The sequence below is a fragment of the Streptomyces sp. cg40 genome (assembly GCF_050320165.1).
Lineage (GTDB): Bacteria > Actinomycetota > Actinomycetes > Streptomycetales > Streptomycetaceae > Streptomyces > Streptomyces hokutonensis.
Genome location: NZ_CP190128.1, coordinates 8,441,050 through 8,456,432 on the forward strand (window position 1 = coordinate 8,441,050; position 15,383 = coordinate 8,456,432).

Sequence of the window (15,383 nt, forward strand, 5' to 3'; positions counted from 1 at the left end):
CGCGCACGCCATCAACAAGATCGACCGATACGAGGCCTTCACCGTGCGCCGACGCTCCCTTCTCATCGCTGTTCCCGCAGGACTTGTGACGCTCGCGGGGTGCGGTGACAGCGATTCCTCCTCCAGCAAGGCCAGTGCGTCGCCGTCGCCGTCCGCCTCGGCCTCGACCGTTCCGCCGCCGAAGGTGGTCGACGGTCCGGTGCCGGCGATCACCGCGGGCACGAAGTTCGACGAGAAGCCGACCGTCGCCAAGGGGACCGGCGATCCGTCGAAGAACCTCGCGGTCAAGACGGTCATCGCGGGCAGCGGAAAGGCCGTGGCGGAGGGCGACTTCGTCCAGGTCAACTACCTGGGCCAGATCTGGTCGACGGCCAAGGTCTTCGACAACTCCTACGACCGCAAGACCCCGTTGGTCATCCAGCTCGCACAGGGCAGCATCATCGACGGCTGGCGCTACGGCCTCGCGGGCCGCAAGGTCGGCAGCCGCGTCGAGATGGCCATCCCGCCGACCTGGGGATACGGCACGACGGGCAACAGCCAGGCGGGCATCAAGGGCACCGACACGCTGGTCTTCGTGATCGACGTGCAGGACGCCTTCAACATCAAGAGCTCCGCCAAGGGCAAGGCCGTCGCCCAGTCCGACTCCGCGCTGCCCAAGGTCGGTACGAACACCGACGGCAAGGCGCCCTCGGTGACCGTCCCGAAGGCGGACCCGCCGAAGAAGCTGGTGTCGAACTACGTCCTGGAGGGCGACGGAGCCGTCGTCAAGGCGTCCCAGACGATCCTGTGCCAGTTCGAGGGCGTGGTCTGGTCCACCGGCAAGCAGTTCGAATCGACGTACTCCCAGGGCCGGTTGAGCCAGTTCGCGATCTCGCAGATGGAGTCGGTCGTCAAGGGCCTGGCCCAGGGTGTCACCGGCAAGAAGGTCGGCAGCCGCGTCCTGATCGTCGCGCCCCCGGACCTGGCCTACGGCGACACCCCGCCGACCGGCGGCACCATCAAGAAGGGCGAGACCCTGGTGTTCTCGGTCGACATCCTGGCGGCGATGTAGTCGCGCGGGTGAAGAGCCTGGCCGACGCACGAGCGCGGCCGGGATGCGAGACTGTCCGAGTTGCCTTGTCGTACACAAGCAGGAGCTAGAGACGTGAGCATCGAGAAGCCCGAGATCGACTTCCCGGAGGGCGCACCCCCGGCAGACCTGGAGATCAAGGATCTTTGGGTGGGTGAGGGCGAGGTCGCGAAGTCGGGCCAGAACGTCACCGTCCACTACGTGGGCGTGGCCTTCAGCACCGGCGAGGAGTTCGACGCCAGCTGGAACCGCGGCACCCCGTTCAAGTTCCCGCTCGGTGGCGGCCGTGTCATCAAGGGCTGGGACCAGGGCGTGCAGGGCATGAAGGTCGGCGGCCGCCGCCAGCTGACCATCCCGGCGCACCTCGCCTACGGCAACCAGAGCCCGACCCCGGCGATCAAGCCGGGCGAGACCCTGATCTTCGTGGTCGACCTCGTCGCCGTCTGATCACCGGTTCCGACCGGGCCTGATCAACCGGGGCCCATGCCTGCTCGGGCATGGGCCCTCGGCTTTTGCCAGGCCACCGCGGAGCGGTACGGTCATCGTTCGTAAGTACAGAGGAAGGCGAAGGGCGTCGATGGCCATTGCCAAGGCCGAGCGGCTGATGAACCTCGCGCTGTGTCTGCTCGGGACGCGGCGGCCGCTCAGCAAGCGTGAGCTGCGCGAGTCCATCGAGGCCTATCTCGAAGCGGGCAGCGACGACTCCTTCAACCGGATGTTCGAGCGCGACAAGGACGATCTGCGCGAACTCGGGCTGGTCATCGAGACGGTGGAGAATCTCGACGGCGAGGTCGGCTATCTCGCCCGCCGCGACAGCAACCGCCTCCCGCCCATCACCCTCGACGCCGAGGAGGCCGCGGCCCTCGGTCTCGCCGCGAAGGTCTGGCAGCAGGCCCGGCTCGCCGGCGCGGCCAGCGGCGCACTGCAGAAACTGCGGGCCGCCGGAATGCCCGAGGACCTCGACCCGTACGAGCCGCACGGCGCCCTGGAGCCTCGTATTCCGGTGCACGAGGCGTCGTTCGAGCCGCTGATGCTGGCCTGCCGGGACCGTCGGCCGGTGGTGTTCGAGTACCGCAAGGCCACCGCCGCCCGCCCCGAGACCCGCAGCGTCGAGCCCTGGGCCCTGGAGTGCTGGCGCGGCCACTGGTACCTCGCCGGCTGGGACCGGGACCGTGGCGCCGAGCGCGTCTTCCGGCTCTCCCGGATCACCGGCAAGGTGCGCTCGCGCAACGGGCGGTTCACCGCGGACGTGCCCGATGTCGTGACCGTGCGCGAGACCGTCGCGAGCTGGGCGGGGGAGACCGCCGACCGCTCCGCCCTGATCCGGCTGCGCACCGGCTCCGGGTACCCCCTGCGGGCGAAAGCCACGGCGGTTCGGGAACTCGGGGACGGCTGGGACGAGTTGGAGATTCCGTACGGCCACGGACTCGACGCCTGGCTGGTCGAGTTCGGGCCGGACGTGGTCGTCCTGGAGCCCGCCGAGCTGCGGGCCGACGTGGTGGACCGGCTGCGTGCCGTGGCCAAGGGCTGAGGGGGAGCGGAAGAGAACTGTGGCAGGAAAACCGGTCAGGCCCGTCAACGCCATCGACCAGACCCGGCGGATGCTCTCCCTGGTGACCTATCTCAAGGAGCGCCCCGGAGCACGCGTCGAGGACGTCGCGCGCGCCTTCGGGGTCACCGAGGAGGAGCTGGTCTCCGACCTCGACGTGCTGCCCATGTGCGGGACCAGCTTCCGGGGCGGCGACCTGCTCGACATCGACACCGACGGCGAGCGCATCTGGTGGCACAACCCGGACGACGTCGCCGAACCGCTCCGGCTCGCCGCCGACGAGGCCACGGCCCTCCTGGTGGCCGCCCGCGCGGTGTCGACGCTGCCGGGCCTGCGCGAGAGCGACCGGCAGGCGCTGCTGCGGGCCAATGCCAAGCTGGAGGCGGCGGCCGGCGAGGCGGCCGGGGCCAGCGCCCGCCTCTCGGTGACCTTCGAGTCCGAGGGCGGGGTCTTCGCGGACGTCGACCGCGCGATCTCGGAGCGCCGCCGCCTGTGGATCCGCTACTACTCGCCCGCGCGCGACGAGCTGTCCGAGCGCGAGATCGACCCCATCCGCCTGGTCAGCGTCGGGCACACGTACGTGGAGGCCTGGTGCCGGCGCTCCGAGGCGCGCCGCACCTTCCGCCTCGACCGGGTCGCCGAGATCAAGATCCTCGACGAGCCGTCCGCACCGCCCGAGATCGAACTGCGGGACCTGTCGGAGGCGCTGGTGCAGCCCGCCGCCGAGGACCCGGAGGTCGTCGTCGAGGTCGGCCCGGGCGGGCGCTGGGTCGCCGAGTACTACCCGCACGACAGTGCCGATGAGCTTCCCGACGGCGGGCTGCGTATTACCCTGCGCACCCCCGACCCGACGTCCTTGCGGCGCCTGGCCCTGCGGCTCGGGCGCGACGGCCGGATCGTCTCCCCGGGCGATCTCGCCGACAGCGCCCGCCGCGCGGCCCGCGAGGCGCTGGCGGCGTACGACGGACCGCAGGGAGTTGTTGACGGAGTGCACGCAGTTGACGACAGGCAGGAGCAGGAGCTGTGAGCGAGTCGACGATGTCGGGTGTTTCCGGTGTCCAGGAGATGACGGTGGCCACCGCCTTCGCCGGGATGAAGAACGTGATGCCGGTCGTGTTCAGAGCGGGCTGCCCGGACTGCCGGGGCAACTTCGAACTGGCGGCGAGCGCCCTGCGCCTCGCCATCGGCGCCACCAGCCGCACCACCTTCTACTCCTTCACCTGCCCCGACTGCGGCGCCGCGGTCCGCAAGCCCGCGGGCGAGCGGATCGTCGAACTGCTCACCGGCGGCGGGGTGCGGACCCTGCGCCTGACCTCCGTCGGGTAGCAGGGTCTAGGCTCGCCCCATGTTCTGGGCGATGGTCGCGGTAGCTGTGGGTTTTCTGGGTCTCGCCGTGCTCGGCGTGCTCGCCGTCCGGGTCTTCCTGGAGGCGCGGCGGCTCGGACTGCAGGTCACGGACGCCGCGCAGCGCATCAACAGGGCGGCCGAGGACCTGGAGAAAGCGGCCGTCTCCACGGCCCGTTCCGTCGACGCACTGTGAGTCACGTATGCGTGGGGTGTGAGTTGCGCGGCTGATGCGCTTCGCGTCACTTTGCCCTGTCACGTTGTCGCTCAAGGCGGGTACGCTGCTGATCGCGGTCCGGATAACGAGGCCCGGAGCGCGGACCGGGAGTACGCACGGGGATTGCCTGACGTTTACCCCTGAGCGTTACGATCGCTGGCAGCACGAACGTCGGACACATGTCCGACCGATCGGACAGCACCCCCACCCCAGCCGCCTCGGTGAGAAGGTAAAGACTTATGTTCGGAAGGCTCGGAGCTCCCGAGATCATTCTCATCCTCGTCGTCATCGTGCTGCTCTTCGGCGCGAAGAAGCTTCCGGACATGGCCCGCTCCCTCGGCAAGTCCGCCCGCATCCTCAAGAGCGAAGCCAAGGCGATGAAGGAAGAGGGCAACAGCACCCCCGCTCCCGCCGGCCCGCCGGCCACCGACGAGCCCGTGCAGCGCACCATCCAGGCGGCCCCCGGCGACGTGACCAGCTCGCGCCCCGTCACCGAGCCGTCGGACACGACCAAGCGCTGACGCAGGGCCGGGACGCCCCCGGCCTGCCGCACGAGATGAGGACGTGGGTTGCCCAAGTCTGCCCGCAAGAAGGAGAAGGACCCCGAGGGGCGGATGCCCCTCGCGGACCATCTGCGTGAGCTGCGCAACCGGCTCGCGAAGGCGATGCTCGCCATCATCGTGGTGACCTGCGTGGCCGCCTTCTTCTACAACGACATCGTCAACATCATCACCAAGCCGGTGCTGGACTCGGTCGGTTGCGCCTCGACCTTCGAGGAACTGCGGAAGGCAGGCGACAAGAGCCACCAGTGCGCGCAGATCACCATCAACGGTCTGCTGACGCCGTTCACACTGGCGTTGAAGGTGTCCCTGATGGCCGGCGTCGTCCTGGCGTCCCCGGTCTGGCTGTACCAGCTGTGGGGCTTCGTCGCCCCGGGCCTGCACAAGAACGAGAAGAAGTACGCGCTCGGCTTCGTCGGCACCGGCGTACCGCTCTTCCTCGCCGGCGCCTACTTCGCCTACCGGGTGCTGCCCACCACCGCGAAGGTCCTGCTCGGCTTCACGCCGAAGGACGTCAACAACCTGCTGCCGCTCGACGACCTGCTCGACCTGGTCACGCGCATGGTGCTGGTCTTCGGACTCTCCTTCGAGCTGCCGCTGCTGCTGATCATGCTCAACCTCACCGGGGCGCTGACCGGCAAGCGGATGCTCGGCTGGTGGCGGGCCATGATCCTCGGCATCACGGTCTTCGCGGCCGTCGCCACCCCCAGCACCGACCCGCTCACGATGCTGGCCCTGGCCGGGCCCATCTGGGTGCTGTACTTCGGCGCGGTCCTCTTCTCGCTGCTCAACGACCGGCGCAAGCGCCGCCGCGACGAGTCCGGACCGGCCGACGACGAGGCCTCCGACCTGGACCTCACCCCCGAGGACATCGGCGACGTCGAAGCCGTCTCGGCCGGCCGGGCGGCCCTGCCCGAGCAGGCGGGCGGCACCGGTTCGGACCGGGTCAACGGGTATGACGACGTGACCTGACCACCGTCCCGACCTCCGCCGAGACCGGCCGTTCCCGCAGCGCGGGCGGCCGGTCTCCGTGTGTGGAGGACCTATGGGAACGGATAATGATCGTCCTGTTGTCAGTGGCGCCCGGTACGCTCGAAAGCACGATGACAGAGGACCTCTCCCCGGCCGAGCGGTACGCGGCAGCCCGCCTGCGGGCAGCCGAGCAGGCCACCGCGCTCGCGGACTTCCGCGAGATGTACGACTTCGGTCTCGACCCCTTCCAGATCGAGGCCTGTAAGGCGCTCGAAGCGGGGAAGGGCGTCCTGGTCGCGGCGCCCACCGGCTCCGGCAAGACGATCGTCGGCGAGTTCGCCGTCCACCTCGCCCTCCAGCAGGGCAAGAAGTGCTTCTACACGACCCCCATCAAGGCACTGTCGAACCAGAAGTACGCCGACCTGTGCCGCCGTTACGGCGCCGACAAGGTCGGCCTGCTCACCGGCGACAACAGCGTCAACTCCGAGGCACCGGTGGTCGTCATGACCACCGAGGTCCTGCGGAACATGCTGTACGCCGGTTCACAGACCCTCCTCGGTCTCGGCTATGTGGTCATGGACGAGGTGCACTACCTCTCCGACCGCTTCCGCGGCGCCGTCTGGGAAGAGGTGATCATCCACCTCCCCGAGTCGGTGACCCTGGTCTCCCTCTCGGCGACGGTGTCGAACGCGGAGGAGTTCGGCGACTGGCTCGACACCGTCCGCGGCGACACCGAGGTGATCGTCTCCGAGCACCGGCCGGTGCCGCTGTTCCAGCACGTGCTCGCCGGGCGGCGGATGTACGACCTCTTCGAGGAGGGCGAGGGCCAGAAGAAGGCCGTCAACCCCGACCTCACCCGCCTCGCCCGCATGGAGGCGCAGCGCCCGTCCTACCAGGACCGCAGACGCGGCCGGGCCATGCGCGAGGCCGATCGGGAGCGCGAGCGCAGACAGCGCTCACGCGTCTGGACACCGGGACGCCCCGAGGTCATCGAGCGGCTGGACAGCGAAGGCCTGCTCCCCGCCATCACGTTCATCTTCAGCCGCGCCGCCTGCGAGGCCGCCGTACAGCAGTGTCTGTACGCCGGGCTGCGGCTCAACGACGACGAGGCGCGGGAGAAGGTGCGCGCCCTCGTCGAGGAGCGCACGGCGTCCATTCCGTCCGAGGACCTGCATGTCCTCGGGTACTACGAGTGGTTGGAAGGCCTGGAGCGCGGCATCGCGGCCCACCACGCGGGCATGCTGCCGACGTTCAAGGAGGTCGTCGAGGAGCTGTTCCTGCGCGGCCTGGTGAAGGCCGTGTTCGCCACCGAGACCCTGGCGCTCGGCATCAACATGCCCGCGCGCTCGGTGGTGTTGGAGAAGCTCGTCAAGTGGAACGGCGAGCAGCACGCCGACATCACCCCCGGCGAGTACACCCAGTTGACCGGTCGGGCCGGCCGGCGCGGCATCGATGTCGAGGGCCACGCCGTCGTGCTGTGGCAGCGCGGGATCAGCCCCGAGCACCTCGCGGGACTGGCCGGCACGCGTACGTATCCGCTGCGCTCCAGCTTCAAGCCGTCGTACAACATGGCGGTCAACCTCGTCGAGCAGTTCGGGCGGCACCGCTCGCGGGAGCTGCTCGAGACCTCCTTCGCGCAGTTCCAGGCGGACAAGTCGGTCGTCGGGATCTCCCGGCAGGTGCAGCGCAACGAAGAGGGCCTGGAGGGCTACAAGGACTCCATGACCTGCCACTTGGGCGACTTCGACGACTACATGCGGCTGCGCCGCGAGCTCAAGGACCGCGAGACCGAGCTCGCCCGGCAGGGCGTGGCGCAGCGGCGCGCCGAGTCCGCCGTCGCCCTGGAGAAGCTCAAGCCGGGGGACGTCATCCATGTCCCGACCGGCAAGTACGCGGGCCTGGCACTGGTGTTGGACCCGGGCCTGCCCGCCGGGCGGTCCAACGGCCACCGCGGTTTCGAGCAGCACGACGGTCCGCGTCCGCTCGTCCTGACCGTCGAACGCCAGGTCAAGCGGCTCGCGTCGATGGACTTCCCGGTGCCCGTCGAGGCCCTGGACCGGATGCGGATCCCGAAGTCCTTCAACCCCCGTTCCCCGCAGTCCCGTCGGGACCTGGCCTCCGCGCTGCGCACCAAGGCCGGGCACATCCCGCCGGAGCGCGCCCGCAAGCAGCGCTCGCAGGCGGCGGACGACCGGGAGATCGCCCAGTTGCGTACGGCGATCCGTGCGCACCCGTGTCACGGCTGCACCGACCGTGAGGACCACGCCCGTTGGGCCGAGCGGTACCACCGGCTCCAGCGGGACACCACGCAGCTGGAGCGGCGCATCGAGGGCCGGACCAACACCATCGCCCGCACCTTCGACCGGATCGTCGCGCTCCTCACCGAGCTGGACTATCTGCGCGGCGACGAGGTCACCGAGCACGGCAAGCGACTCGCCCGGCTCTACGGCGAACTCGACCTGCTCGCCAGTGAATGCCTGCGCGAGGGTGTGTGGGAGGGGCTCGCCCCTGCCGAACTCGCCGCGTGCGTCTCGGCGTTGGTGTTCGAGGCGCGGGTCAGCGACGACGCCACGACGCCGAAGGTGCCGTCCGGTGCGGCCAAGGCCGCGCTGGGGGAGATGGTGCGGATCTGGGGGCGTCTCGACGCCCTGGAGGAAGACTTCCGCATCACTCAGACCGAGGGGGTCGGGCAGCGCGAGCCCGATCTCGGCTTCGCCTGGGCCGCGTTCATGTGGGCCAGTGGGAAGGGGCTGGACGAGGTCCTTCGGGAGGTGGAGATGCCGGCCGGGGACTTTGTTCGGTGGTGCAAGCAGGTGATTGATGTGCTGGGGCAGATTTCGGCGGCGGCTCCGGTTTCTGGTGGGGAGGCGTCTTCCACTGTGGCGAAGAATGCGCGTAAGGCTGTTGATTTGTTGCTGCGGGGGGTTGTGGCCTACTCGTCTGTGGGGTGACGGGTGTGTTGGCGGGTGCGGGTGCGTGGGGGCTGGTCGCGCAGTTCCCCGCGCCCCTAAAACGCTATCGGCTCAGGTAAGTTCGCCAGGCGCCGTACTTGGTGATGTCCTCTGCGTCGGGCAGCGCTGCCGGCTCGCACAGGAAGCCCGGCACCCTCGTGCCGTCTGCCAACTCCACGCTTCCCAGCGTCATCGGGCGGGGGAGGGTCGCCAGCAAGCGGCCCAAACCCTCTGCCGGTAGGCGCCATACCTCTGTCTCTATCGCAGCGCCGCCCTCGCCGCCCACATGCACCAGGCCCGGCTTGGGGGGAGTTGTCGCGAGGGCGTGCAGGCGGTAGACCGGGGCCGTTGTCGTTGTGCGGTCCAAGCGGGCGCCCAGGGACAGGAGTTGGGGGTTCAGGGGCTGGCCCGTCAAGTGGGCTCCTACGACTGCCAGTTGGATCGTCGGATCGAGGGCGCGCGCGATCTGTGCCAGGCGGTCGTCCGTGAACGCCGGGCCGATCAGCATCACGCCGAAGGGCAGTTCGTTCACCTTGCCCGAAGGGACCGCCACCGCCGCCAGGTCGAAGAGGTTCGTGGAGTTGGTGAAGCGGCCCATGCGGGCGTTGGCCCCCAGGGGGTCGGCCGCGACGTCCGCCAGGGTGGGGTGGCCCGGTGTGGTCGGGAGCAACAGGGCGTCCGCGTCGGCCAGTTCGGACAGGGCTCGGGTGCGGAGAGCGGCCAGACGTTCCTCGTCCGCGTACAACTGGTGGGCCGGGATGTCGCGGGCCCGGGTGATGATGCCGGTGACCGTGGGGTCCAGGCCCTCGATGCCGTCTGCGATTGTTTTGTCGATAAAGCTCCCCACCGCTGTATAGCGCTCGGCCACGAACGCGCCCTGGTAGAGCATCGCCGCCGCCTCCGTGAAGGGGGTGAGGTCGAGGGTGCGGATCTCGGTGCCCGCGTCCCTGAGCTGCTCCACCGCCGCCTCGTAGGCCTCCGCCCAGCCCTCGTCCAGTTCGCCGAGCTGTTCGCGTGCCGCTACCGCGATGCGCCACGGGCCCGGCGCGCGCTGGGGGAGGGGAGGGAGGTCGCGGTCAGGTGGGGAGGCCATGAAGGACAGGGCCTGTTCGGCCTCGGGGAGGGTCCGGGCGAAGACCGTCACGCAGTCGATCGAGGCGCAGGCCGGGACGACTCCCGCCGTCGGGACTAGGCCCCGGGTGGGCTTGAGGCCGACGATGCCGTTGAAGGCGGCGGGGACCCGGCCCGAGCCCGCCGTGTCGGTGCCGAGGGCGAAGTCGACGATGCCGAGGGCCACGGCGACCGCCGAACCGGCGCTGGAGCCGCCGCTGATCCGCGCCGGATCGTGGGCGCCTCGGACCGCGCCGTACGGGGAGCGGGTGCCGACCAGGCCGGTGGCGAACTGGTCGAGGTTCGTGGTGCCGAGCACGATCGCGCCGGCCGCGCGGAGGCGGGCGACGACCGGGGCGTCCGTGTCCGGGTCGTAGGCGTACGCCGGGCAGCCCGCCGTGGTCGGGAGGCCGTGTACGTCTATGTTGCCCTTGGCGGCGAACAGGCGGCCCGCGAGGGGGAGTTGCTCGCCTGCGGCCACTCGCTCGTCGATCGCCCGTGCCTCTTGTTCGACCTCCGCCTGTGGGCGCAGATCGATCCAGATCTCGGGCCGGTCCACGGCCTCGATGCGGGCGTAGGCGGCGCGGACTCGGGACACGGTGGTCGAAGTGGTCGACATCTCTTGGTGCTCCTTGCTGTTCAGCTTGCGGGGGCGAGGACGAGGAGCGCCGTGCCCGCTTCGACCTGGTCGCCGGGCCTGGCCAGGATCTCGGCCACCACACCGGCCATCGGGGCGTGGACCCTGGATTCCATCTTCATGGCCTCAAGGGCCAGGAGGGGTTGGCCGACAGTCACTTCGTCGCCGGGTTCCACGTTCAACTGCCAGACGGACGCGGCGAATTCGGCCTCGACCAGGCGTCCGCCGGCCGGGACCGTCACCTCGGCCTGCGGTGGTGCCGGGGCGGCCGCCGCCTCCGCGCGGGTGAACTCGCCCGCAGCCTCCCAGGCATCACGTTCCGCGCCGAACGCGGTTTGCTGCCGGGTCCTGAACTCCGCGATGGACTCGGCGTGTTCGGCCAGGAACGCCTCGTACTCGGCCAGCGAGAACGTGCCCTCCTCGATGCGCGGGACGAAGCGGCCGGAGACGATGTCGGCCCGGAGTTCGAGGAGTTCGTCCGCCTCCACCGGGTACCACTTGATGCGGTCGAAGAAGCGCAGCAGCCAGGGCGAGCCCGGTTCGAACGCGCCGCGCTGCTGCCAGCCCGACCACACCTGGGTCGTACGGCCCACGAACTGGTAGCCGCCGGGGCCCTCCATGCCGTAGATGCAGAGATAGGCGCCGCCGATGCCGACCGAGTTCTCCGCCGTCCAGGTGCGGGCCGGGTTGTACTTGGTGGTCACCAGGCGGTGGCGCGGGTCCAGCGGCGTGGCCACCGGGGCGCCCAAGTAGACGTCTCCCAGGCCGAGTACGAGGTATTCGGCGTCGAAGACCGTGCCGTAGACGTCCTCGACCGAGTCCAGGCCGTTGACGCGGCGGATGAACTCGATGTTCCAGGGGCACCAGGGGGCGTCGTCGCGGACGCCGGCCATGTAGCGGGCGATGGCCTCGCGGGTGGCCGGGTCGTCCCAGGAGAGGGGGAGGTGGACCGTGCGGGAGGGGACGATCAGCTGGTCTGTGGGTGGGAGGGAGGCCGCAATTTCCCTTACTGCGGTGAGGAGTTCGGACTGTCGCAGGCGGGTCGGGTCCGTCTGGATCTGGAGGGAGCGGATGCCCGGGGTGAGGTCCGTGACGCCCTCGAAGTCGGCCTCCGACACCGCCTCCATCAGGGCGTGGACGCGCATGCGCTGCGCCAAGTCCAGTTGCATGGGGCCGAATTCGACCAGGAGGTTGTCGTCACCGCTGCGGCGGAAGGTGACGTCACCGTCCCTGGCGAGGATTCCGCCGTCCACGATGTCGGGGCGGGGCGAGCCGTCGACGTTCACCGGGAGGAAGCGGACCGTGTCGCCGGGCCTGAACTGACCCAGTTTCCAGCGCTCTTGGCTGATCACCGTCGCCGGGCAGACGAAGCCGCCGAGGGACGGGCCGTCGGGGCCGAGCAGGACCGGCATGTCGCCCGTGTAGTCGACGGCGCCGACCGAGTACGGGGTGTCGTGGATGTTGGACGGGTGCAGGCCCGCCTCGCCGCCGTCGGTGCGGGCCCAGCGCGGCTTGGGGCCGACCAGCCGGACGCCCGTGCGCGCCGAGTTGAAGTGGACCTTCCAGTCGGCCGCGTAGAAGTCGTGGACGTCGTCCTCGGTGAAGAACTCCGGTGCCGCGTGCGGGCCTTCGACCGCCGCCACGTTCCATACGGTGCCGAAGGCCGGGCGGTCGGCGGGCGGTACCGGTGTGCCCTCGGTGACCGTGCCGCCGTGCAGGACGTCACCGGTGCGCAGCGCCCGGCCGCCGTGGCCGCCGAAGCGGCCCAGGGTGAAGGTGCTCGCGCTGCCGAGGAAGGCGGGCACGTCCAGGCCGCCGGCGAACAACACGTAGGTCCGCAGGCCGTGTTGGGCAGGGGCGCCGATCTCCAGGACCGCGCCGACGGGGACCGTCACCGGTTCCCACTGCGGGACCGGAACGCCGTCGACCGTCACCGGTGCCGGGGCGCCCGTCACGCACACCGTGGTGGCGTGGGTGAACCTCAACGTCGGTCCCTGGAGCGTGCATTCGAGGCCAGGGGTGCCTTCGTCGTTGCCGAGCGCGCGGTTGCCGAGGCGGAAGGAGAGGTCGTCCATCGGGCCGCACGGGGGGACGCCGACCTGCCAGTAGCCGGTGCGGCCTGGCCAGTCCTGGACCGTGGTGAGGGTGCCGCCGGCGACGATCTCGATGCGGGGCGTGGGGTCGGTGACGCCGGCGAGGGTCGCCGTGGAGTGGGCCGCCGTACGGAAGTGCGGCTCGGCGAGTGCCGCCCGGACCAGGCCCAGGTTCGTCTCGATGCCGTCGACTCGGGTGCGGGCCAGGGCCTCGTCGAGCCGTCGCAGCGCGTGGGCGCGGTCGGAGCCGTAGGCGATGACCTTCGCGAGCATCGGGTCGTACGACGTCGTCACCTCGGTGCCGGTCTCCACCCAGCCGTCGACGCGCACGCCGTGCGGGAACTCGACGCGGGTCAACAGGCCCGCGCTGGGACGGTGTTCGCGGGAGGGGTCCTCGGCGTAGACGCGGGCCTCGACGGCGTGGCCGCGCGGGCTGCCCGGGTCGCGGACGACGTCCCGCTCGCCACGCGCCAGGCGCAGCATCCAGGCGACCAGGTCGACGCCGTAGATCTCCTCGGTGACCGGATGTTCCACCTGGAGGCGGGTGTTGACCTCCAGGAAGTAGGCCTCCTCGCGGCGGGCGTCGTAGACGAACTCGACGGTTCCGGCGGAGCGGTAGCCGACCGAGGCGCACAAGTCGCGCGCGTTCGCCGCCAGTTGGTCGCGCACGTGGTCGGGGAGTCCCGGTGCGGGGGCCTCCTCGACCACCTTCTGGTTGCGGCGCTGGAGGGAGCAGTCGCGGTCGCCGAAGGTGACGACCCCGCCCTCGCCGTCGCCGAAGACCTGTACCTCGACATGGCGGGCGTGTTCGACGAGGCGTTCCAGGAAGACGCCGGCGGAGGAGAAGGAGGCGGCGGCGACGCGCTGCACCCGCTCCCAGGCCTCGGTCAGTTCACCGGCTGAGTGGCAGGCCGACATGCCGATGCCGCCGCCTCCGCCGGTCGCCTTGAGCATGACGGGGTAGCCGATGCGCGCGGCTTGGGTGAGTGCTTCGGTCAGGTCTGCCAACAGGCCTGTTCCCGGGGCGAGTTGTACGCCCGCCGCCTCGGCCGCCGCCCGTGCCGTGTGCTTCGCGCCGAACAGTTCGAGCTGTCCCGGCGTCGGGCCCACGAACACAATGCCCGCGTCCTCGCAGCGCCGGGCGAAGGCCGCGTCCTCGGAGAGGAAGCCGTAGCCGGGGTGGATCGCGCCCGCGCCGGTGTCCTTGGCGGCCTTGAGCACCAAGTCGGCGTCCAGGTACGACTCTTTGGCCGGTGCCGGGCCGAGCCGTACCGCCTGGTCGGCGAGTCGTACGTGGGGTGCGGAGCGGTCGGCGTCGGAGTACACCGCGACGGTGCGCAGGCCGAGTTCGCGGGCGGTGCGGATGATGCGGACGGCGATCTCGCCCCGGTTGGCGATCAGCAGCGTGTCGAAGCTCATCCGGAGACTCCGATGGTCATCTGTACGGCCGTCGGCTCGAAACCGTTGCAAGGGTTGTTGATCTGGGGGCAGTTGGAGACCAGGACGAGGACGTCGCGTTCGGCGCGCAGGGTCAGTTTCAGACCCGGTGCGGAGAGGCCGTCGACGATGCCGAGGGTGCCGTCCTTCTCGACGGGCACGTTCATGTACCAGTTGATGTTGGACACCAAGTCCCTTTTGCCCAGGCCGTACTTGGCGCCCTCGGCGAGGAAGTTGTCCACGCACGCGTGCTGCGACCACGTGTGGTGGCCGTAGCGCAGGGTGTTGGACTCCTTGGAGCAGGCGCCGCCGACCGTGTCGTGGCGGCCGACCTCGTCCTCGGTGACGGTCATCAGCGGGGTGTGCTCGTTGGACATCAGCACGCTGCCGGTGGTCAGGAAGATGCCGCCCTGGGCGTGGATGGTGTCGGGGGCGCTGTAGCGGACCGACGTGTCGTGGGCGTCGTAGACGAGGAAGTCGACGGCCTGGTTGCCGTGCAGGTCGGTGATGGTGAGGGTTTCGCCGGTGCGGACGACGGCGGACCAGGCGGCGCGAGCCGGAACTTCCGCGTTCCGTACGGGCGTTGCGTCCTCGGTCTTCATATGAGCCCCCTCGCGGCAAGGAATTCGGTGGTGTTGAGGAAGGCGCGGCGGCCTTCGGGCGTCGCCTCCCACAGTGGGTCGCCGGGTCCGGTGGCCTCGGCGCGCCAGGCGAGCACCTCCAGCGGGGTGCTGACGTAGTCGTCGCGCGGGTCGGCCGGGTGGGGCACGTTGGCGATCAGTACGGTCACGTCCTGCTCGGCGCGCAGGGTCACGCTGCCGCCGGGGCCGGCCGAGCCGGTGAAGTCGAGGGAGCCGTCGTCGCCCACGTCGACGCCCTGGAAGAAGGAGAGTGAGGGTGGCAGATCGCGGGGTTCGAGGCCGTTCTTGGCGGCGGCGAGCTTGAACAGTTCACGGCCGGCGGGGGAGCCGGACTGCGGGGTGCCGTCGCCGTAGCGCGTGGTGTTGCGCACGAGGGTGGACGTGCCGCAGAGCGCGTCGTGGCGGCCGGAGGTGTCGGCGAGGAGGGATGCGAGGACGCGGCCCTGGTCGGAGAGGAGGAGCTGGCCCTCGCCGAGGTAGGCGTTCCACTGGACCTTGACGGTGTCGGCGACGTTCAGCCGCTCCCAGGGGCGGTCGGCCGCGTAGAGGAGCAGGTGGGCGCAGGCGTCGCCGCGCAGGTCGGTGAGGCGGAGTTCGGTGCCGCGGGCCAGGACGCGGTGGGTGTAGTTGCCGCCCGCGACGGTCTCGGCCCAGACCAGGTGGCCCGCCTCGCAGGGCGGGGCCGGCCAGTCGGCGGCCGGGACGACGGGCATCGCCTCGGCACGTTTGCCCTCCTGGGCACGGGCGTGGGCGCGGGCTCCGTAAGTGGTCGCTGTCGCCATCGCGGGGGACCTCCGGCTGCG

The 15,383-nt window shown here is 70.4% G+C and carries 13 protein-coding genes; 9 read left to right on the top strand and 4 right to left on the bottom strand.

Annotated features, from left to right (window positions below; translation table 11 throughout):
- Positions 1–43 precede the first annotated feature (43 nt).
- The 9 genes from ACQHII_RS38085 to ACQHII_RS38125 all read left to right on the top strand — a co-directional run bounded on the left by ACQHII_RS38085 (position 44) and on the right by ACQHII_RS38125 (position 8,662).
- Positions 44–1,051, top strand: a complete 1,008-nt coding sequence (locus tag ACQHII_RS38085; protein WP_427923525.1) for an FKBP-type peptidyl-prolyl cis-trans isomerase — start codon at positions 44–46, stop codon at positions 1,049–1,051.
- 93 nt (positions 1,052–1,144) lie between these two features.
- The gene (locus ACQHII_RS38090) at positions 1,145–1,516 is read left to right on the top strand and encodes an FKBP-type peptidyl-prolyl cis-trans isomerase (RefSeq protein WP_427923526.1); all 372 of its coding nucleotides are present in this window, start codon (positions 1,145–1,147) and stop codon (positions 1,514–1,516) included.
- A gap of 130 nt (positions 1,517–1,646) precedes the next feature.
- The gene (locus ACQHII_RS38095) at positions 1,647–2,600 is read left to right on the top strand and encodes a helix-turn-helix transcriptional regulator (RefSeq protein WP_381245888.1); all 954 of its coding nucleotides are present in this window, start codon (positions 1,647–1,649) and stop codon (positions 2,598–2,600) included.
- 19 nt (positions 2,601–2,619) lie between these two features.
- The gene (locus ACQHII_RS38100) at positions 2,620–3,645 is read left to right on the top strand and encodes a helix-turn-helix transcriptional regulator (protein ID WP_427923527.1); all 1,026 of its coding nucleotides are present in this window, start codon (positions 2,620–2,622) and stop codon (positions 3,643–3,645) included.
- Positions 3,642–3,944 (top strand): hypothetical protein, encoded by a 303-nt coding sequence (locus ACQHII_RS38105; RefSeq protein WP_427923528.1) that lies wholly within the window; start codon positions 3,642–3,644, stop codon positions 3,942–3,944. The genes ACQHII_RS38100 and ACQHII_RS38105 overlap by 4 nt, the downstream gene beginning before the upstream one ends.
- A 19-nt stretch (positions 3,945–3,963) precedes the next feature.
- The gene (locus tag ACQHII_RS38110) at positions 3,964–4,158 is read left to right on the top strand and encodes a hypothetical protein (protein WP_359608362.1); all 195 of its coding nucleotides are present in this window, start codon (positions 3,964–3,966) and stop codon (positions 4,156–4,158) included.
- A gap of 260 nt (positions 4,159–4,418) precedes the next feature.
- Positions 4,419–4,700 carry a Sec-independent protein translocase subunit TatA gene (gene tatA / locus ACQHII_RS38115; RefSeq protein WP_427923529.1) on the top strand — a complete coding sequence of 94 codons (282 nt, stop codon included), beginning with the start codon at positions 4,419–4,421 and terminating at the stop codon, positions 4,698–4,700.
- Positions 4,701–4,748: 48 nt separating this feature from the next.
- Positions 4,749–5,711: a twin-arginine translocase subunit TatC gene (gene tatC, locus ACQHII_RS38120; RefSeq protein ID WP_427923530.1), complete on the top strand. Its 963-nt coding sequence runs from the start codon at positions 4,749–4,751 to the stop codon at positions 5,709–5,711.
- Between the two features lie 86 nt (positions 5,712–5,797).
- Positions 5,798–8,662 (top strand): DEAD/DEAH box helicase, encoded by a 2,865-nt coding sequence (locus ACQHII_RS38125; RefSeq protein ID WP_427923531.1) that lies wholly within the window; start codon positions 5,798–5,800, stop codon positions 8,660–8,662.
- A 64-nt stretch (positions 8,663–8,726) separates the two neighbouring features.
- On the opposite strand, the gene atzF is transcribed toward ACQHII_RS38125, so the two are convergent.
- Genes atzF through ACQHII_RS38145 form a run of 4 tightly spaced genes read right to left on the bottom strand, consistent with a single transcriptional unit; the run spans position 8,727 to position 15,362 of the window.
- Entirely contained in the window at positions 8,727–10,415 is a 1,689-nt protein-coding gene (gene atzF, locus ACQHII_RS38130) for an allophanate hydrolase (RefSeq protein ID WP_427925503.1), read from the bottom strand.
- Positions 10,412–13,921, bottom strand: a complete 3,510-nt coding sequence (locus tag ACQHII_RS38135) for a 5-oxoprolinase/urea amidolyase family protein (RefSeq protein ID WP_427923532.1) — start codon at positions 13,919–13,921, stop codon at positions 10,412–10,414. Before ACQHII_RS38135 ends, atzF begins: the two co-directional genes overlap by 4 nt.
- Complete coding sequence (locus ACQHII_RS38140) at positions 13,918–14,541, bottom strand: urea amidolyase associated protein UAAP2 (RefSeq protein WP_427923533.1); 624 nt, start codon at positions 14,539–14,541, stop codon at positions 13,918–13,920. The genes ACQHII_RS38135 and ACQHII_RS38140 overlap by 4 nt, the downstream gene beginning before the upstream one ends.
- Positions 14,538–15,362, bottom strand: a complete 825-nt coding sequence (locus ACQHII_RS38145) for an urea amidolyase associated protein UAAP1 (RefSeq protein WP_427923534.1) — start codon at positions 15,360–15,362, stop codon at positions 14,538–14,540. The genes ACQHII_RS38140 and ACQHII_RS38145 overlap by 4 nt, the downstream gene beginning before the upstream one ends.
- Positions 15,363–15,383 lie beyond the last annotated feature (21 nt).